The organism is Rhodococcus sp. LB1 (assembly GCF_001583455.1).
Taxonomy (GTDB): domain Bacteria; phylum Actinomycetota; class Actinomycetes; order Mycobacteriales; family Mycobacteriaceae; genus Rhodococcus_F; species Rhodococcus_F opacus.
In genome coordinates, this window is the sequence record NZ_LTCZ01000003.1 from 39,766 (window position 1) to 58,827 (window position 19,062).

19 protein-coding genes are annotated in these 19,062 nt (G+C 67.5%); 16 read left to right on the forward strand and 3 right to left on the reverse strand.

The annotated features are described in order from the left end of the window. Positions 1–109: 109 nt before the first annotated feature. Both AZG88_RS00440 and AZG88_RS00445 read left to right on the forward strand, forming a co-directional pair. On the forward strand, positions 110–826 hold the full coding sequence (locus AZG88_RS00440; protein WP_197487753.1) for a response regulator transcription factor: 717 nt from the start codon (positions 110–112) through the stop codon (positions 824–826). 80 nt (positions 827–906) lie between these two features. Further along, complete coding sequence (locus tag AZG88_RS00445) at positions 907–2,289, forward strand: sensor histidine kinase (RefSeq protein WP_061696788.1); 1,383 nt, start codon at positions 907–909, stop codon at positions 2,287–2,289. A 3-nt stretch (positions 2,290–2,292) separates the two neighbouring features. Here the strand turns inward: AZG88_RS00445 and AZG88_RS00450 are convergent, their stop codons facing one another. Then, positions 2,293–2,718 (reverse strand): HIT family protein, encoded by a 426-nt coding sequence (locus tag AZG88_RS00450; protein ID WP_005244493.1) that lies wholly within the window; start codon positions 2,716–2,718, stop codon positions 2,293–2,295. 140 nt (positions 2,719–2,858) lie between these two features. On the opposite strand from AZG88_RS00450, the gene AZG88_RS00455 reads away from it, so the two are divergent. Together AZG88_RS00455 and AZG88_RS00460 are read left to right on the forward strand one after the other, a co-directional pair. Next, the gene (locus AZG88_RS00455) at positions 2,859–4,112 is read left to right on the forward strand and encodes a bifunctional glycosyltransferase family 2/GtrA family protein (protein WP_061042238.1); all 1,254 of its coding nucleotides are present in this window, start codon (positions 2,859–2,861) and stop codon (positions 4,110–4,112) included. Continuing rightward, the gene (locus AZG88_RS00460) at positions 4,109–6,199 is read left to right on the forward strand and encodes an ArnT family glycosyltransferase (RefSeq protein WP_061696775.1); all 2,091 of its coding nucleotides are present in this window, start codon (positions 4,109–4,111) and stop codon (positions 6,197–6,199) included. Before AZG88_RS00455 ends, AZG88_RS00460 begins: the two co-directional genes overlap by 4 nt. Positions 6,200–6,258: 59 nt before the next feature. Here AZG88_RS00460 and AZG88_RS00465 read toward each other — a convergent pair whose 3' ends face one another. Together AZG88_RS00465 and AZG88_RS00470 are read right to left on the reverse strand one after the other, a co-directional pair. Then, positions 6,259–6,657: a hypothetical protein gene (locus tag AZG88_RS00465; protein ID WP_061696776.1), complete on the reverse strand. Its 399-nt coding sequence runs from the start codon at positions 6,655–6,657 to the stop codon at positions 6,259–6,261. Next, positions 6,641–7,027 carry a hypothetical protein gene (locus AZG88_RS00470; protein ID WP_061696777.1) on the reverse strand — a complete coding sequence of 129 codons (387 nt, stop codon included), beginning with the start codon at positions 7,025–7,027 and terminating at the stop codon, positions 6,641–6,643. Before AZG88_RS00470 ends, AZG88_RS00465 begins: the two co-directional genes overlap by 17 nt. Positions 7,028–7,127: 100 nt before the next feature. On the opposite strand from AZG88_RS00470, the gene AZG88_RS00475 reads away from it, so the two are divergent. From AZG88_RS00475 to AZG88_RS00530, 12 genes are all read left to right on the forward strand, one after another. Then, entirely contained in the window at positions 7,128–8,267 is a 1,140-nt protein-coding gene (locus tag AZG88_RS00475; RefSeq protein WP_061042234.1) for an acyl-CoA dehydrogenase family protein, read from the forward strand. Positions 8,268–8,387: 120 nt separating this feature from the next. Next, positions 8,388–9,176 (forward strand): enoyl-CoA hydratase/isomerase family protein, encoded by a 789-nt coding sequence (locus AZG88_RS00480; RefSeq protein WP_005244486.1) that lies wholly within the window; start codon positions 8,388–8,390, stop codon positions 9,174–9,176. Positions 9,177–9,212: 36 nt separating this feature from the next. Further along, positions 9,213–9,590 (forward strand): Zn-ribbon domain-containing OB-fold protein, encoded by a 378-nt coding sequence (locus AZG88_RS00485; protein WP_061042233.1) that lies wholly within the window; start codon positions 9,213–9,215, stop codon positions 9,588–9,590. Continuing rightward, on the forward strand, positions 9,590–10,738 hold the full coding sequence (locus tag AZG88_RS00490; protein WP_061696778.1) for a thiolase family protein: 1,149 nt from the start codon (positions 9,590–9,592) through the stop codon (positions 10,736–10,738). Before AZG88_RS00485 ends, AZG88_RS00490 begins: the two co-directional genes overlap by 1 nt. 9 nt (positions 10,739–10,747) lie before the next feature. Further along, a complete protein-coding gene (locus AZG88_RS00495; protein WP_005244483.1) occupies positions 10,748–11,953 on the forward strand; it encodes an acyl-CoA dehydrogenase family protein in 1,206 nt (401 codons plus the stop codon). Beyond that, a complete protein-coding gene (locus AZG88_RS00500; protein ID WP_061696779.1) occupies positions 11,950–12,912 on the forward strand; it encodes a phosphotransferase family protein in 963 nt (320 codons plus the stop codon). Before AZG88_RS00495 ends, AZG88_RS00500 begins: the two co-directional genes overlap by 4 nt. Before the next feature lie 16 nt (positions 12,913–12,928). Beyond that, on the forward strand, positions 12,929–14,131 hold the full coding sequence (locus tag AZG88_RS00505) for an acyl-CoA dehydrogenase family protein (RefSeq protein ID WP_005244481.1): 1,203 nt from the start codon (positions 12,929–12,931) through the stop codon (positions 14,129–14,131). Beyond that, positions 14,128–14,889 (forward strand): SDR family NAD(P)-dependent oxidoreductase, encoded by a 762-nt coding sequence (locus AZG88_RS00510; RefSeq protein ID WP_061042230.1) that lies wholly within the window; start codon positions 14,128–14,130, stop codon positions 14,887–14,889. Before AZG88_RS00505 ends, AZG88_RS00510 begins: the two co-directional genes overlap by 4 nt. Positions 14,890–14,924: 35 nt before the next feature. After that, positions 14,925–15,686, forward strand: a complete 762-nt coding sequence (locus tag AZG88_RS00515; RefSeq protein ID WP_005244479.1) for an SDR family NAD(P)-dependent oxidoreductase — start codon at positions 14,925–14,927, stop codon at positions 15,684–15,686. Positions 15,687–15,712: 26 nt separating this feature from the next. After that, complete coding sequence (locus tag AZG88_RS00520; RefSeq protein WP_025431846.1) at positions 15,713–16,744, forward strand: NAD(P)-dependent alcohol dehydrogenase; 1,032 nt, start codon at positions 15,713–15,715, stop codon at positions 16,742–16,744. 75 nt (positions 16,745–16,819) lie between these two features. Beyond that, positions 16,820–18,322, forward strand: a complete 1,503-nt coding sequence (locus AZG88_RS00525; RefSeq protein ID WP_005244477.1) for a class I adenylate-forming enzyme family protein — start codon at positions 16,820–16,822, stop codon at positions 18,320–18,322. Positions 18,323–18,409: 87 nt separating this feature from the next. Next, on the forward strand, positions 18,410–19,018 hold the full coding sequence (locus AZG88_RS00530; protein WP_080578208.1) for a TetR/AcrR family transcriptional regulator: 609 nt from the start codon (positions 18,410–18,412) through the stop codon (positions 19,016–19,018). Positions 19,019–19,062: the final 44 nt, after the last annotated feature.

The window sequence follows — 19,062 nt, forward strand, 5'->3', positions numbered from 1 at the left end:
CAACATCGTGGTGAACTGACGACCGGAATCCCAACCGCACGGGCCGGCGGTACCGCTCACAGGAATCTCCCAGGAAACCTACAGCGACGATCCAGCGTCGCGAGTGATGATGGGTTGCGTGAATAAGAAGCCTGTCGAAGCCCGCGTCCTCGTCGTCGACGACGAACCGAACATCCTCGAGTTGCTGTCCGTGAGCCTGCGGTTTCAAGGATTCGAGGTGGCGACGGCGACGACCGGGGCCGAGGGACTCGACACGGCCCGCACGTTCCGGCCCGACGCCGTGATCCTCGACGTCATGATGCCGGGAATGGACGGATTCGGCCTGCTCAAGCGGCTGCGCGCCGACGGTGTGGACGCTCCGGTGCTGTTCCTCACCGCGAAGGACGCGGTGGAGGACAAGATCAGCGGCCTCACCCTCGGCGCGGACGACTACGTCACCAAGCCGTTCAGCCTCGAAGAAGTGGTGACGCGGCTGCGCGTCATCCTGCGGCGGGCCGGGAAGGTGTCGGTGGAGGAGCAGTCCGCCCGCATCAAGTTCGCCGACATCGAACTCGACGACGACACGCGGGAGGTCTGGAAGGCGGGCGACCTGGTGTCGCTGTCGCCGACGGAGTTCACGCTGCTGCGGTACTTCATGGTCAACGCCGGCACCGTGCTGAGCAAGCCGCGGATCCTCGACCACGTCTGGAACTACGACTTCGGCGGTGAGGTCGGGGTGGTCGAGTCGTACGTGTCCTACCTTCGCCGGAAGGTCGACACCGGCGAGACTCCGCTGATCCACACCCTCCGCGGAGTCGGCTACGTGATGCGAGAACCGCGGCGATGACCGCGCCCGCGGCTCCGCAGGAGTCGGCCGAGGCGGTCGCCGCTGTCCCGAACAGGCCTGCGCGACGGTGGATTCGCTCGATGCCACTGCGCATCACGCTCGTCGGCGCGGTTCTCCTTCTCTCTGCGCTCGGACTCCTCGCGTCCGGTGTCGCGGTGACGTCGGCGCTCGAGAATTCGCTGACCAACCGCGTCGATCATCAGCTGCACGACGCGGCTCAGGGGTGGGCGAAGCCCGGCAAGTCGCGTCCGCTGCCGCCGCCGGTCGAACCGAACCTCGGCCGACCACCGAGCCCGTTCTACGTCCGCACGACGCTGCCGAACGGAACGGTCCTGCGCGAGATCAACGACGGATCCGAATCCCCCGCACTGCCCGAGAACCCAGCGTCCGGGCCCGAGACGGTCGGCTCGACCGACAACTCCGACGTGCGGTGGCGGGTGCTGACGACGACCGCGCCGGACGGAACCGAGACCACCGTTGCGATGACACTCACCGAGAACGACGAAACGGTGAACCGGCTGATCGTGTTGCAACTCATCATCGGTGTGGTGGTGCTGATCGTGCTGGGAGTGGTCGCGTACTTCGTGGTCCGGCGCAGTCTGCGTCCCCTCGTCGAAGTGGAGGAGACCGCCGCGGCGATCGCGTCGGGTGACTTGCACCGCCGTGTTCCGGAACGGGACGATCGTACCGAGATCGGACGACTGTCCGTGGCGCTCAACGGAATGCTCGCCCAGATCCAGCACGCGTTCGCCGCCACCGAGGCGTCGGAGGAATCGGCGCGGCGCTCCGAGGAGAAGATGCGGCGATTCGTGGCCGACGCGAGCCACGAGCTGCGCACCCCGCTCACCACGATCCGCGGCTTCGCCGAACTGTATCGACAAGGCGCGATGACCGACACGGAAACCCTGATGAGTCGCATCGAAGGGGAGGCGTCGCGGATGGGACTCCTCGTGGAGGATCTCCTGATGCTCGCCCGGCTCGATGCCCAGCGTCCCCTCGAGACCCGGCCCGTCGACCTGCTGTCGGTGGCCTCGGACGCCGTGCACGGGGCACGCGCCGTCGCCCCCGATCGGTCCATCGCGCTCGACGTCCGCCCCGGACCCGGGACACCCGAGGTGATCGGTGACGAGGCCCGGTTGCGGCAGGTCCTCGGCAACCTGCTCGCCAACGCCGTCAAACACACCCCCGCCACCGCGGACGTGACGGTGCGGCTGAGCACCACCGAACACAGCGTCGTGCTCGAGGTGGCCGACACCGGACCCGGTCTCAGCGCGGAGGACGCGGCCCGGGTGTTCGAGAGGTTCTACCGCACCGACGCCTCCCGCACCCGGGAGAGCGGCGGCAGCGGGCTCGGCCTGTCGATCGTCGCGGCCCTGGTCGCCGCCCACCGCGGGTCGGTGACCGTCGACAGCCGGCCCGGCGAGGGTGCGACGTTCCGGGTGGAACTGCCGCGGTCGAGCTGACCGTCAGTCGGGGACGTTGTCCCCGTGGCCGAGTTCGCGCAGCGCTGCCTTGAGCTTCGCCTGCGCCTCGTCGAGCGATTCCTGGGACGGATTCTGCTCGGCGTTGCTGATGTTGAAATCGCCGAGGTCGTAGGCCGGGAAGACGTGCACGTGCAGGTGCGGCACCTCGAGACCGGCGATCAGCAGACCCGCCCGCGGTGCGTCGAAAGCGGGGCGGACGGCCTGTCCAATTGTGCGGGCGACGTCCATGACCTTCGTCCAGATCTCACCGTCGACGTCCTGCCACTGGTCCACCTCCTTGCGGGGTACGACGAGGGCATGGCCCTGGGTGACCGGGGCGATGGTGAGGAACGCGACGACGTCCTCGTCCTCCCACACGAAACGTCCGGGCAGATCTCCGTTGATGATGGCGCTGAATACAGATCCCATGGCCGCCATTATGCGGCTTCGCCGCCCGTGAGTACTTATCAACCTCCCGCGGTTAACAAGTACTCACGGGTGCGAAGCGCACAGGAAACTCCCAGCCTCCGTCCAGGGTCATCGGAGCGTACGGGACGAATCTTGGACGCATGACGACGAATTCCCTCTCCCGCGCACCGGGCGCCATGGGACGACTCGAGACCCCCGAAACCTCCGAGACCGCGCCCGTGCTCGACGTTGTCGTGCCGGTCTACAACGAGGAAGCCGGACTCGAACGTTGCGTGCGCCGGCTCCGGCGGCACCTCGACGAGAACGTTCCCTACTCCGCCCGCATCACCATCGCCGACAATGCCAGCGTCGACGCCACCCTCGCCGTGGCGCACCGGCTGGCCGACGAGATCGACGGCGTCCGTGTCGTGCACCTCGACGAGAAGGGGCGAGGCCGCGCTCTGCGCGCGGTGTGGAGTGCCTCCGATTCCGAGGTGGTGGCGTACATGGACGTCGACCTGTCGACGGACCTCAACGCCCTGATGCCGCTCGTCGCGCCCTTGCTGTCGGGGCATTCGGACCTCGCGATCGGCTCCCGCCTCGCCCGCTCGTCGCGGGTGGTCCGAGGTCCGAAGCGCGAGTTCATCTCCCGCAGCTACAACCTCATCCTCCGTAGCGCATTGCACGCGCGGTTCTCCGACGCGCAGTGCGGGTTCAAGGCGATGCGGGCGGACGTCGCGCAGCGCCTGCTGCCGTTGGTCGAGGACACCGGATGGTTCTTCGACACCGAGCTGCTGGTGCTCGCGGAACGCGCAGGCCTCCGCATCCACGAGGTCCCCGTCGACTGGGTCGACGACCCGGACAGCCGCGTCGACATCGTCGCGACCGCCGTCGCCGACCTCAAGGGCGTGTGGCGGGTGGGCCGGGCACTGTCCACCGGATCGCTGCCGATCGGCAGCCTCCGCGACAGCTTCGGGCGCGAGCCGCTGGTGCCCGGAGTTCCCCGCGGCATGGTCGGGCAGCTGGCCCGGTTCGCCGTGATCGGCGTCGCGTCGACCGTCGCGTACGCGCTGCTCTACCTGATCCTGCATCCGATCATGGGCGCGCAGTGGGCCAACGCCGTCTCACTGCTCGTCACGGCCGTGCTCAACACGGCCGCGAACCGCGCGTTCACCTTCGGTGTCCGCGGATCCGAGGGTGCCGCCCGGCATCAGATGCAGGGCCTGCTCGTGTTCGCGTTCGGACTGCTGCTCACCAGCGGTTCGTTGTACGTCCTCCACTCGGCGGCCCCGGACGTGTCCAAGCACGTCGAACTCGCCGTCCTCGTTCTCGCCAATCTCGTTGCCACCATCAGCCGTTTCATAGCCCTTCGCTGGGTGTTCCGGAACGCACGCCACGAAGGAGCTCACGCATGACGACGACCCTCGAACAACCGAAGGTCGAAGCGGCCGAACCACCTCCCGCCCGCAGGCGGTGGGAGCCGTGGGCGCTCGCCGCACTGCTGGTCGGGACCGCGGTCGCGTACATCTGGGGGCTCGGCGCCTCCGGCTGGGCCAACTCGTTCTACGCCGCCGCGGTCCAGGCGGGTTCGGAGTCGTGGAAGGCGTTCTTCTTCGGATCCTCCGACGCCGCCAATTCCATCACCGTCGACAAGCCCCCGATGTCGCTGTGGCTGATGTCGCTGTCGGTCCGGGTCTTCGGGCTCAGCTCGTGGGCGATGCTGGTACCGCAGGCCCTCCTCGGCGTCGGTTCCGTCGCCCTGCTGTACGCCACGGTGAAGCGGTGGTTCGGCGCCCCGGCGGGTCTGCTCGCGGGTCTCGTGCTCGCGCTGACGCCGATCGCGGTGCTGATGTTCCGGTTCAACAACCCCGACGCCCTGCTGGTGCTGCTGATGATCGCCTCCGTGTGGGCGATGCTGCGGGCCGTGGAGGACGGACGCACCCGGTGGATGGTGCTGACCGGCGTGTTCGTCGGTTTGGGGTTCCTGACCAAGCAGCTTCAGGTGATGCTCGTCGTCCCGCCGCTCGCTCTGACCTATCTCTTCGCGGGACCGCCGAAGTTCGGCAAACGCCTCGCCCAGTGCTTCGCGGCGCTCGGCGCGATGATCGTCTCCGCGGGCTGGTGGTTGCTGATCGTCGAACTGTGGCCGGCGTCGTCGCGGCCCTGGATCGGTGGTTCGCAGAACAATTCGATCCTCGAACTCACGCTGGGCTACAACGGTCTCGGCCGGTTGAACGGTGAGGAGACCGGAAGTGTCACGCCCGGCGGCGGTCGCGGGGACGCCGCAGCGGCCATGGGCGGTGCCGGCGAGGCCATGGCGGGCGGCGGCTTCCCCGGAGGAGGCGCCCCCGGCGGTGGCGGTATGTGGGGTAGCACCGGTATCACGCGGATGTTCGAGTCGGCTCAGGGCGGTCAGATCGCCTGGCTGATTCCGGCCGCACTGATCCTGCTGGTCGCCGGTCTCGCACTGCGCGGCAGGGCACCTCGCGTCGACACCCAGCGTGCGTCGTTCCTCGTGTGGGGTCTGTGGCTGCTCGTCACCGGACTGACGTTCAGCTTCATGGCGGGCATCTTCCACGCGTACTACACCGTGGCACTCGCACCGGCCGTGGCCGCGCTGGTGGCAATCGGTTCGGTGACGCTGTGGCGTCGGCGGGACGCGCTGTGGGTGCGGGCGGTTCTCGCGGTGACACTGCTGGCCACCGCTGCCATGTCCTGGGTTCTGCTCGGACGTAGCGCGTCGTTCGTGCCGTGGCTGAAGTGGGCCGTGGTCGGCGTCGGCGTCGTCGCCGCGGTTGCCGTGCTGATCCCGGCGCTGACCCGCGGCCGGATCGCTGCCGTGGTCATGCTGGCTGCGCTGTTCACCGGCCTCGCCGGTCCGTCGGCCTACGCCGTCGACACCATCGCGACGCCGCACACCGGTTCGATCGTCTCGGCCGGACCCAACGTCGAAGGCGCCCGCGGAGGCCCCGGCGGAATGGGTGGCCCCGGCGGCATGGACGGTGCCGGACGCATGGGCGGCCGCACCGACGGTGCCGCGGTGCCCACCGCGCCGGGTGGCGCCGCTGCCGGCGCGACGGACGGCGGGGCGGCAGGGGCCACCGACCCCTTGGGCGGTATGGGTGCCATGGGCGGCGGCGCCGCCGGGGGACTGCTCTCCGGTAGCGAGCCGGGCGCGGAACTGGTGTCGTTGCTCGAACAGGACTCCGGCAACTACACCTGGGTGGCAGCGGCCATCGGATCCAACAGTGCATCCGGCTACCAGCTGGCCACCGAGGACCCGGTCATGCCGATCGGCGGATTCAACGGCAGCGATCCGTCACCCACGCTGGAGCAGTTCCAGCAGTACGTGGCGGACGGCAAGATCCACTACTTCATCTCCGGCGGCCGAGGCGGCGGAATGGGTGGAGACGGAACGGCATCGGAGATCTCCACCTGGGTCCAGGAGAACTTCACCGCCGTCACCGTCGATGGCGTGACCCTGTACGACCTCACGTCCTGACCGGAACCGGCTGTGAGTACTTGTTAACCGCCCGCGGTTAACAAGTACTCACAGCTGTTTCAGAGGGGGAACGAGATCTCGGGTGTGCGGCAGATCAGCAACCTCCGTACGCGGCCCGAACCGTCGAGCTGCGCAGAGGTGTTGAACGAGGCCTCGAAATCACCGTTCCGTGTGGTGCGTCCCAGAGCCAGCTCGACCTCTCCCACACGAGCTCCCGCGAGGACCTCGTGCACGAGCACACTCTTCTCGCGTTGCTGCAGGTACTCGACGAGACCGGCGCGATCCCCGACGAATTCGGCGGCACTCCCACCGCCGGTGGAGAATTGAACCGACATCCGGAAGTCGTCGGTGATCATGTTCAGGACGCGGTCGGGATCGTCCGAATCCATGATCGCGAACCACGCGACCAGCACGGGAATCGCAGATGTCGTCTCGTTCAGGTCAGTCGCGCTGCCCATGGGCCAACTCCTTTGTGAGAATGCTGAATTCCGTGTCGAAGGACACCTCGTACGCATCGATGGTTCCGTCGCTGTCGAGGTGCATGGCGGCGAGGAAGTAGCCGGTTGTCTTCATGTCGTTCTCGACGACGGAACCGTAGGCGAACTGGACGTCGCCGGCGCTGCTCGTTCGGAGCAGTACGTGTCGTCGATCGACCGGGGGCCGCCCCCTCAGGTAGTCGAGCATGTCGGCGCGGCTGTACCCCCTGCGGACGGTACCCGGGAGGACGATGGCGAACTCGATCGATTCGTCGAGCAGGGCAACTGCGTCGTCGATCCGGCCGCTGTCGAGGATCGCGTAGTACCGCTCGATTACGAGTGCATCGGTCATGAAATGAACTTAGTTCAACCCGACGCCGATTGTCGAGAGTCCTTGCCGCGACGGCTTGGGCGAAACTAAACTGAACTCACGTCAATTTGAGGAGAGTTCCATGCCGACCACCCATTCCCATCCCTGGCCCGAGACCGAACCCCCGGCGATGACGCCTGTCGCCGAGCACGACGATATCCGGGCGGTGGTCCGCCAATTGCTGGATCGGCATTCGACGCTCGAGGCCGGCCGTCTCGCCGCCGAGTCGGAAATCGGCTACTCGCCCGAGTTGTGGTCGCTTCTCGTCAAGGAGATGAACGTCGCCGCCCTGACGGTGCCGGAGGATCGCGGCGGCCTGGGTTACGGCGTGGTCGAACTCGGGATCGTTCTCGAAGAGTGCGGGCGCGCGCTGGTCAGCGAACCCGTACTCACGTCCGCGATGCTGGGAGTGCAGGCCCTGCTCACTGCCGACAGGTGCCCGCAGGTCGACGAACTGCTGGGGCGAGTCGTCCAGGGCGAACTCGTCGCAACCGTGACAGCCCTCAGCGCGGAGACCGATTTCGTCGACGCCACCCGAACTGGAGACCGCTGGTCGGTGTCCGGCCGCGCGACCAATGTCGTGCAGGGCGGGGCGGCCGATATCGTCGTGCTACTCGGCCGCGGTGACGAGGGGCCCGGCCTCTATGCGATCGATCTGCGTACCGCCCCGGTCCGGCGCACCGAGCTTCCGGTCATCGATCCCAGTCGGCGGCAGGCGAATCTGCTCTTCGGCGACGCGGCCGCGGTGCGTCTCGTCGGACCCGGCGACGCACTGCGGACGGCCGCATCGCTGCAGAGCCTGGGAGTGATCGGGCTGGCTTGCGAACACGTGGGAATCGTCGACCGCTTACTCGAAAGCACAACGGAATACACGATGCAGCGCCATCAGTTCGGGCGAGCGATCGGCTCTTTCCAGGCCGTCAAGCACCGGCTGGCCAACACTTTGGTCGAGTTGGAGAAGGCTCGATCGGCGGCGCGGTATGCGGCAGCCGTGTTCTCGGAAGACCCGGACTCCGCGGCGCTCCCGGCCGCGGTTGCGGGGGCGATCTGCACCGAGGCCGCGATCGCCACCGCCCTCGAGGCTGTGCAATTGCATGGCGGTGTCGGCTTCACCTGGGAACACGCGGCGCATTCCTACGTTCGCCGCGCGCTCGGTGACGAACCGCTTCTCGGTGATTCGCGGGCGCACCGCAGCCGCGTTGCGGATCTCGTCGGGCTCTGAATCGGGGCGTCTGCCCTCGGCTGAATCGAAACCTCTTGCTCCGCCCTATTGACGGACCATCTCCCACCCAGTAGAACTGAAGTGAATCCAGTTCAGTTTACCCCTCGAAAGGACACCGACATGGTGGACACCGACCACATCGTGCTCGAGAAGGACGGCGACGTCGCCCGCGTGTGGCTCAACCGCCCGCACAAGAAGAACGCGGTCACCGTCGAGCTGCTGCATCGCCTCGACGAGATCATCGTGGAGGTCGACAACGACCCCGACCTCAAGGTGCTCGTCCTGCGTGGACGCGACGGCACCTTCTGCTCGGGCTTCGATCTCGACGAGCTGCGGGAGAAGTACGTCGGCTCCACCACCGCGATGGACGTTGCCGTGCTGTCCGCCAAGGTGTGCGACCGCCTGTACTCGATGAACACACCGTCCGTCGCGGTGCTCGAAGGCTTCGTCACCGCAGGCGGTTTCGAGCTCATGATCTCCTGCGACTTCGCCATCGCCGCCGAGGACGCCCGTATCGGCGACTTCCACATCCGCCGCGCGCTGTTCGGTGGGGCAGGCCCGATCTACCGGCTTCCGCGGATGATCGGCATTCGGAAGACCAAGGAGCTCATGCTGACCGGCAAACTCCTGACCGGCAAGGAGGCGGAGGCCTTCGACCTGATCAACGCCTCGGCGCCGGCCGAAGACCTCGACAAGCTTCTCGCCGAGTTCATCGCCCCGATCGTCGACAAGAGCCCGTTCATGATGAAGCTCACCAAGATGTGCATCGACCGCGGTCTCGACGCGGACATCCAGTCGCTGATGGTGATGGAGCACCTCGCCGTCGGCAATGCGCTGCAGTCCGAAGACGCGCGAGAAGGCGTGAACGCCTTCCTCGAAAAGCGTGAGCCGGTCTGGGTCGGTCGCTGATCCGATACCGACCACGAATCCCGAGGAGAGAATGAGATGGGCGAGACACATATCGCGCCTGCGCTCGGCGCGAGCCGGTGCTCCCACTGCTCGACTGTCGCGTTCCCGGCCACCAGCCTGTGCTCGCAGTGCTCACGACCGGCGATGTCGCCGTTCACTCTGAGCACACGCGGAACGGTCTGGGCGTACACGGTTCAGCGGTTCGCCCCGAAATCTCCGCCGTATGTCCCGCCGCCGAACGGGTTCACGCCGTTCGCCGTCGGATACGTCGAACTCCCCGAGGGAATCAAGATCGAAGCCGTGCTCGAATGCCACGACTTCGACGAACTGGACGACGGGGCGCCGGTGACCTTGATCGCCACGGCGCCGGTGCCCCGCTTCGCCACCGATGCCTGTCTGAAGGAGATCCGCTGATGTCCACCGTGTCGATCGTCGGGGCGGGACTCTCGAAGTTCGGACGTCAGCCGGGCAAGAGCGGGCGACAGCTGGCACTGGATGCGATCGCGTCCGCGTTGACGGACGCCGGCATCGCGTGGACCGATGTTCAGGTCGCGTTCGGTGGCAGCGACGGGTCCGGGCTCGCCGACACCCTGGTCTCCGAACTCGGGCTCACCGGAATACCGTTCACCAACGTCAAGAACGGCTGCGCGACCGGCGGTAGCGCGCTGGTGTCTGCCGTCAACGCGATTCGCTCGGGCGCCGCCGACATCGCACTTGCGGTCGGATTCGACAAACATCCGCGCGGCGCCTTCGACCCGGCGCCGGAGGATTGGGGTCTGCCCGTCGGCTACGGCGAGGCAGGCCTGATGGTCACCACCCAGTTCTTCGGCATCAAGATCGCGCGGTACATGCGCGAACACGCGATCAGCGCACCGACTTTGGCCGCCGTGGCGGAAAAGGCGTATCGCAACGGCTCGCTGAACCCGAATGCCTGGCGCCGCGAACCGATTTCCGCTGAGGAAATCGCCGCAGCCGACATGGTCAACGACCCGCTGACGCGATACATGTTCTGCTCTCCCGGCGAGGGCGGCGCCGCCGTCGTCGTGGCGAGCGAGGCCGCCGCCCGGCGCCTCGGCGGAAGGCCTGTGCACTTGCGCGGAATCTCGGCGGGCACCCGCCGGTTCGGCTCCTTCGAGGTGTTCGGTCCGTCGATACAGGGCCGGGGAACTCCGCCCAGTGTGAGCACGTCCACCGCCGCCGCCGCGTTCGAGCAGGCCGGACTCGGTCCCTCGGATGTGGATGTCGCGCAACTCCAGGACACGGAGAGCGGTGCCGAGATCATGCACATGGCCGAGTGCGGATTCTGTGAGCACGGCGAGCAGGAGAAACTGATCGTGGCAGGCGAGACGGAGATCGGTGGCCGGATCCCGATCAACACCGACGGCGGATGCATCGCCAACGGGGAACCGATCGGCGCCTCCGGCCTCCGGCAGATACACGAGATCGTCACGCAGTTGCGCGGGGAGGCCGGTGCCCGACAGGTTCCCGGACACCCGCGCATCGGATTCACCCATGTCTACGGTGCGCCCGGAATCAGCGCCTGCACCGTCCTGTCCGTCTGAGGAAGAGCCATGAATCAAGCAACGATGCCCGACCTGGACCAGTTCGTGGATGAAGCGCGGGCGTGGCTGAGAACTGTTGCCGAACCGCGCACCCAGATCAAATGGGGAGTGGGATCCGACTCGGTCGCCGTCTTCGAGAATTGGACTGCAGAGCAGGAGCGCGACGAGACCGACCATATCCGTGCGTACGAACAGACGAAGTTCGATGCCGGCTGGGGCTCGATGAACTGGCCGGCCGAGTACGGTGGCCGTGGTCTGCCGATGTCCTATGTGCTCGCGTTCCGGCGGGAGGAGAACGCGTTCGACGTGCCGCGCCGGACCGAAATGTTCTCGGTGACTCAGCAACTGGTCGCTCCGGCGATCGCCCAGTGGGGAACGCCGGAACAATGCGAACGATATGTGCGTGCGATGCTTCGGACCGATATCATCGCCTGTCAGCTGTTTTCGGAAACCGAAGCCGGATCCGACCTGGCCGCCGTCCGGACGAGAGCAGTCGAGCAGGACGGCCGGTGGACGATTACCGGGCACAAGGTGTGGACGTCCGGCGCCCGGGTCGCCGACGTCGGGGTCGCGGTGTGTCGCACCGACCTCGAGGCGTCCAAACACGCGGGCCTCACGGTGTTCCTGGTCCCGATGGATGCTCCCGGAGTCACCGTCCGGCCCATCCGCCAGATGACCGGGGGTAGTTCCTTCAACGAGGTCTATCTCGACGGCGTCGAACTGTCGGACGACTACCGGCTGGGGCCGGTGGGTGAGGGGTGGTCGGTCGCCTTGACGGTGCTGGCAGCCGAGCGACTCGACGCCGGGAACCTGGGTCTGGCCAACGCCGATCACGCCGTCGAACTCGCCCGTCACCTCGACCGGCAGCTGAGCGAGATCGAGCGTGACAAGGTCGCGGATCTCGTGACGCGCAGCTACGTCCAGCGGGTGACCGGTATGCGGGTGGCCGCGGCAGTGGTCGCAGACAAGGACCCCGGTCCCGAGGCATCGGTGGGTAAGTTGCTCGCCACCGACACCATGGCACGTACCTCGGAGGTCGTCCGGTTGTTGCTGGGGCGCGATCTGATTGCCGACTCGGGCGAGTGGGGAACGTTCGCGTGGACGGAGCATGTGCTCGGCGCACCCGGGTACCGGATCGCGGGCGGTACCGACGAGATCCAGCGCAACATCCTCGCCGAGCGTGTTCTCGGTCTACCGAGGGAGCTGCGCCGATGACCACGAACGGCACGCTCGGCGACCGCGTGGCCCAGCGCCTGCGCGAGCAGAGCCCTGGCCTGGACGTCGGCGCACTCGAGCCGCTGCTCGGCGGGCATTCCGGTTTGACGTACAAAGTGCAGACCAGCGACGGCGACCTCGTGATCAAGGCGGTTCCCGAGGGGCAAAGCCCCATCGGGCGACACGATATGGTGCGCCAGGCGCGGATCATGGGAACACTCGGTGCGACAGAAGTTCCCGTGCCCCGGATCGTCGCCGTCGACGAGGACGGGCCGGCGTGGTTCGCGATGGAGTGCGTGGCCGGGGAATCACTCGAGCCGGTGCTCGATTCCCCTCCGGTGGAACCGGCTGTCGCGGCGGCGCGGATGCGCCGCGCGGCCGCGGTACTGCCGCTGCTGCATGCGGTGCCGGTCGACACGATCCCGGCGGCCGGGGATCCGTTGTCGCCCGGTGCGGAGTTGGCGCGGTGGAAACGAACGCTGGACGCCGTTCCCCCCGACCTCGTCAGCGGCGGCGACGAACTCTTGCGCCTCCTCGCCGCCGATCTCCCCGAGGCGCTGCCACCGACGTTGGTGCACGGTGACTACCGGCTCGGCAACATCATTGCGCGTGACACCGAGCCGGCGGCGTTGATCGACTGGGAGATCTGGAGCCTGGGCGACCCGCGGGTCGAATTGGGCTGGTTCCTCGTGTTCGCCGACGGCGCGAACTTTCCCGGGGTGGGGCGCGCGGTGCCGGACCTGCCGTCCGAGGACGAACTGGTCGGCCTCTACACCGGGGGCAACCCGGCGCTGCCGAACATGAACTGGTTCAACGCGCTCGGCCGCCTGAAGATGGCGGCGATCATGGGCCACAACCTGCGCCGGCACCGCGAGGGCCGCCACCACGACCCCGACCAGGAACGGCTGCCCGACACCATCTCACAGCTCATTCGCAGTGGCACTGCGCTACTCGCCTGATCAGAAAGGACGACACGTGGACTTCGGATACTCCGCACGCACCGAGCGACTGCTCGAGCAGCTACGGACCTTCATGGAAGAGCACGTCTATCCGGCCGAGGCCGTGTACGACGAGCAGATCCGTGCAAATTCCAACCCTCACGAGCAGCCGAAGGTCATGCTGGACCTGCAGGCGAAGGCCAGAGAACTCGGATTGTGGAACCTCTTCATGACGCACGCCGGGCGGGGCGCCGGGCTGACCAACCTCGAGTACGCCCCCCTCGCCGAGATGGTCGGACGCTCGGTGATCGGCAACGAGGCCGTCAACTGCTCGGCACCCGACACCGGCAACATGGAAATTCTCGCCATGTACGGCACCCCGCAGCAGCAGTCGCGCTGGCTGGAGCCGCTCCTCGACTGCACGATCAGGTCGGCATTCGCGATGACCGAGCCGGACGTGGCGAGTTCGGACGCCACGAACATCACCTCGACCATCCGCCGCGAGGGCGACGAGTACGTCCTGAACGGCCGGAAGTGGTACACCTCGGGCATTCTCGACCCCGACTGCAAGCTCGTCATCTTCATGGGCAAGTCCGATCCCGAGGCTCCGACGTACCGGCAGCAGAGCATGATCCTGGTGCCCGCAGATGCCCCCGGCATCGAGGTGCTCCGCGATCTGCCCATGTTCGGCTACCACGACCGGCTCGGCCACGGCGAGGTCCAGTTCACGGACGTGCGGGTGCCGGCCGACCACATGCTCGGCGCCGAGGGCGACGGGTTCGCGATCGCGCAGGGCCGACTCGGGCCGGGACGCATGCACTACGCGATGCGGGCGATCGGCATGGCCGAACGCGCCCTCGAGCTGATGTGCCGACGAGTGCTGCAGCGCACTGCATTCGGTGCTCCGCTCGCCGACCGCGGTGTGGTGCGCGAGTGGATTGCCCGTAGCCGGGTGGAGATCGATCAGATCCGGCTACTCGTCCTGAAGTCGTCGTGGCTGATGGACACGCGCGGAAACGGCGCTGCCCGTTCGGAAGTCGCCGCGATCAAGGTGGCCGCCATGGAGATTGCTCATCGCGTGGTCGACCGCGCGGTCCAGGCGCACGGCGCCGCAGGAGTGAGTGACGACACGATCCTGGCCAGGCTCTACGCCATCACCCGTGCACTGCAAATCGCCGACGGCCCGAACGAAGTCCATCTGCGCACGATCGCGCGCCTCGAACTGAAGAAATACGCATGAACACGACTGAAGAGTTGAAGGGCAAGGTCGCACTCGTCACGGGCGCCACCCGGGGGCTCGGATACGCCATCGCCAGTGGGCTGGCCGCCGCGGGAGCCACCGTGATCGTGTCGAGTCGCAAGGAGGAGGCATGCGTCTCCGCGGCCCGGGCAATCTCCAGGGACACCGGTGGAATCGCCGAACCGCTGGCATTGCACGTCGGGAAGTGGGACGCGATCGAACTTGCGGTCGACCACATTCTCACCCGGTTCGGAACGCTCGACGTCGTCGTGAACAATGCCGGTATCGCGCCCCTGTCCCCGACACTCGAGTCGGTGTCGGAGTCGCTGTTCGACAAGACGATCGAAGTCAACCTCAAGGGCCCGTTCCGGCTCATGGCGGTGGCCGGTGCCAGGATGAGTGCGGCCGGGGGCGGTTCGATCATCAACATCTCGAGCATCGGCGCGCTGCGCCCCAGCCCGCCCGAGGCGATGTATGCGGCGTCGAAGAACGGGCTCAATGCGCTGACGATGGCCTTCGCGCAGGAATACGCGCCCCGGGTGCGGGTGAACTGCATCATGCCGGGCGGATTCGCGACCGACATGGCGGCGGACTGGGACGACGAGTTCGTCGGGAAGATCGTCGACCGGCTCCCGGCCGGACGTCTGGGGCGTCCGGATGAAATCGCCGGCCTCGTCGTGCATCTGGCCGGCGACCGTGCCGGGTACACCACGGGCGCGATCATCCCGGTAGACGGCGGACGCACCGCCGTCTACTGATGCGGGTGCCACGAACACGAGTAGGAGCCAACCACATGCAGGTACCCGATCTGTTCCAGCTGAGCGGTCGCGTCGCCGTCGTCACGGGTGCGTCGTCCGGATTGGGAATGGGATTCGCGCGGACGCTGGCCTCGGCCGGCGCCACGGTCTTTGCGGCCGCCCGCCGAGTCGATCGGCTCGCGGCACTGGCCGAGGAGGTCGACACCGTGGTCCCGGTCGAATGCGACATCACCGTCGACGCCGACCGCCGCCGGCTCGTCGACCGCGCCCGCGAGCGCACCGGCCACGTCGACGTCCTCGTCAACAATGCCGGTAAGCCCGGACCTCCGAACGCGGAGGACGAAACCGCCGACGGGTTCGCGTCGATTCTCGACGTCAACCTCGCGGCGGGTTTCCATCTCTCCACGTACGCCGCGTCGGCCGTTCCGGAGGACGCGGGGATATCGATCATCAACATCTCCTCGGTGATCGGGCTGGTGTCCACCGCTCCCATCGGCGGTGCGAGCTACGCGGCGTCGAAGGCGGGCATCCTCGGGCTGACCCGCGAGCTGGCGGGTCAGTGGGGCAGGCGGGGCGTCCGTGTCAACGCCGTCGTTCCCGGATGGTTCGATACCGAAATGACCGACGGACTGTTCAGCAATCAGCGTTCAGCCGACTGGGTGCGCCGCAACACGATGCTCGGCCGCGGTGGCCGCGCGGGCGAAGTGGACGGTGCCGTGCTGTTCCTCGCATCCGATGCGTCGTCGTATGTCACCGGACAGACGCTCGTCGTCGACGGCGGCTGGGCAGCCAGGTAGGCGACAGGACAGTGGCCATCGAGACGATGAAAGCCGTGCGCTTGACCGCCTGGGGCGAACCCGCTCAGGTCGTGCCGGTCCGGCTCCCCGAACCGCAGGGCGCCGAACTGCTGATCGAGGTCCGGGCGGCTGGGCTCTGCAGGTCCGACCTGCACGTCATGGACGCACCCGCCGGTGTGTTCGACTATCCGCTTCCCCTCACGCTCGGGCACGAGGTGGCCGGAACCGTTGTCGACGCGGGCCCCGGCGCCGACAGTTCGTGGATCGGCGAGTCCGTGGTGATCCACGGTGTCTGGTCCTGCGGGGCGTGCCGCAATTGCAGACGGGGCCGGGAGAATTACTGTCACGACCTGCGTCGGCGGGCCGACGGCCGGCTCCCCGCGATCGGCAACGGTCTCGGCTACGACGGCGGTCTGGCCGAGGCCATGATCGTTCCGTCCGAACGGTTCGTGGTGCGCACCCGGGGGCTTGCTCCCGAGAGTGCCGCCCCGCTCGCCGATGCGGCCCTGACGGCCTACCACGCGATCCGCACGAACCGGGATCTCGTCGACGGCCACTCCGTCGCGGTAGTGGTCGGCGTCGGGGGACTGGGACACCTCGCCGTCCAGATTCTTCGTGCCCTCGGCGCAGGCACCGTGTTCGCCGTCGATCCGCGCCCGGAATCGCGCGCGCTCGCGATGCGGCTGGGAGCCGACGCGGCATTCGCGGACATCGCCCGGATCACTCAGTCGATCGACGCTGATGTGGTCTTCGATTTCGTGGGTTCATCGGCCACCACGGAGGCGGCTGCAAAGTTGCTCGGTCCCGGTGCCCGCCTGGTCACCGTGGGCAGCGGGGGAGGCCGGCTGACGGTCGGCAAAGACCTCGGACTACCCAACGGCTGGCAGGTCAGCGCCCCGTTCTGGGGAACACGCGCGGATCTCGAGGCGGTGATCGACCTCGCGCATCGAGGGCTGCTGAGCGTCGAATCGACCGCGTACCGATTGGACGACGCCCTCGACGTATACGACCGGCTGCGCCGCGGAGCGATCCGCGGTCGCGCCGTCCTCGTGCCGTGACCGGCGAAAAGATTGCGCGATGCTGCGTGTGATGACTGAGAATGACAGTGGTTCGGTAAACAGGAGGTCTGCGAGATGTGGGAGTTGGCTCGCGAATTCGTTGCTCGCGCAAAGAGTTCGCCGGATGAGATCGTGGTCGTCGACGCCTCGGGCGAGTACACCGCTGCGTGCGTGGTCGCGGCCGCGACCGAGCTCGCCGCACTGTTGGCCAACGCCCCCGGGGGGTCGCCCACCGTGCTCGTGCAAGCGGACAACAGTTGGCGGACACTGACTGCGGCACTCGCGGTCGGACTGCGGGGCGGTGTCGTCGCCGTATTCAGCAGGCATGCCACCCCGTCGGAGTTCGCCGTGGCCCTACACGACATCGCGCCCGATGTGGTGATCGCGGACCGGGAGTCTCTTGCCCACTGGGGTGTACCCGACGGCCGCTTCGGTGAAGAGTCGACCGCGCTGGGCGGCTGGGCGGTGCGCTGGTCGCGATCACCGGTCAGCGACGTCGGGCGGTGGAACGGCGGGATCGCGATCGCGATGACGTCCGGGTCGACGGGGCATCCCAAGTGCGTGGTCCAGTCGGAATCTGCGATCCGGTACGCGTGCCGTTGCACGATCGACGCGGTCGGACTCGAACCGGGGGATCCGGTTGCCGCATTCGTCCCGCTCTCGTCGGTGGCCGCGTTCTGCTTCGGGCTGTACCTCCCCGCGATGCTGGCCGCGCCGATGGTCTGTATGGACGGCTGGAAGCCTGCAACCGCCCTCGAGGTGGTGAGGAAACACCAGGTTGCGTGGACGATGCTCGTCCCGACCATGGCGCTCCAGCTGGCCGTCGCGCCGGACGCGTCGGGCGCGCTGACCTCGCTGCGCGCGATGACCGTCGGCGGCGGCCCGATGGACGCCGGTGCGCTCGGTCGCGCCGAGCAGACTCTCGGGACGACGTTTCTGCGGGTGTTCGGTATGTCCGAGTGCCTCGGGCACACCACCCCGCTGCCCTCGGACGAGCCGGCCGTACGCCTGGGCCGGGACGGTCGTCCGTTCCCCGGTACCGTCGTCCGAGCAGTCGACGAACAGGGCGCGCCACTGCCACCGGGGCGGGTGGGCGATGCCCAGGTCGCCGGACCGTCCCTCTTCGTCGGGTATGCGCGAGCCGGGGCTCCGACACCGCCCGACCTCACGGCGGACGGATTCCTGCCCACCGGCGACCTCGTCGAAGTCGCGGAGGACGGGAGCATCCGGGTGATGGGGCGGCAGAAACAGATCATCATTCGCGGGGGTCGCAATATCGATATCAACGAGGTCGAGGCCGCCATCGCGCGCATCCCGACCGTCTCCCAGGTGTGCGTGGTACCGGTGCCGGACGACCTCCTCGGTGAACGCGCCGCAGCCCTGGTCGTGAGCACGGGTGCACCGGTTACCCTCGGTGAGGTGACCGCGCACCTCGGAGACGTCGAGTTTCCGAAGTTCAAGTGGCCGGAGTTCGTCTTCACGATCGACGATCTGCCGCAGAACCGCGTCGGGAAACTGTCTCGACCGGATGCGGTGGACCTCGCAACACGCCTGCTCGCCGGTACCGAGAGCCACTGATCTCCACCCGACTTGACCTCAGTTCAGGTAGTCTTACCGGTACCGACCCGACAACAGATGGATGGGGATCCCGTGTCCGTAGAAGCCATGACGCTCCGCGATGGTCCGCGTTCCAAGCGCGGGCTCATCCTCACGGCCGCGATCGAACGCTTCGGGGAAGTGGGCTTCGAGCACACGAAGTGGGCGTCGATCGCCGGCGAGGTCGGTATCGGCCAGACTGCGCTCTACCACTATTTCGAGTCCAAGGCGCACTGCCTGCTGACCATCATGCGTCTCGAACTGGCAGAGTCCCTCGAGCGATTCACGGCCGCGATCGAGGGCGTGGACGACCCGGTGGAGGCGTTGGGTGCCGCCGTCACCAGTGCGCTGGAAGCGACCCCCCGGGACGCCCTGCAGCGTCGCATCCTCCAGAGTCACATGGATCTGCTCGCCACCCCACGTCAGTCCGAGAAGGAAGAAGCCGAGCGCCAGACCTCACGTGCGCTGGTGAACTCGATCGAAGAAGCGTGGTCTCTCCTCATTGCGAAGGGGATGGGCGCCGGAGTCTTCGCCGACGCCGATCCACGTCTGATGGCCCGGCTGGTCCTCGGACTCGTCGTCAGCGTGTGGCGTTGGTACCGGCCCGGCGGCGACATGAGTCTCGACCAGCTCAACCGACAGGTTCGCGACGCCACTCTGCGTATCGTCCGCGCGTAGCGCGCGGCGTTCGTGGAGGGGCTTTTGCACGCCCTCAGTAATTG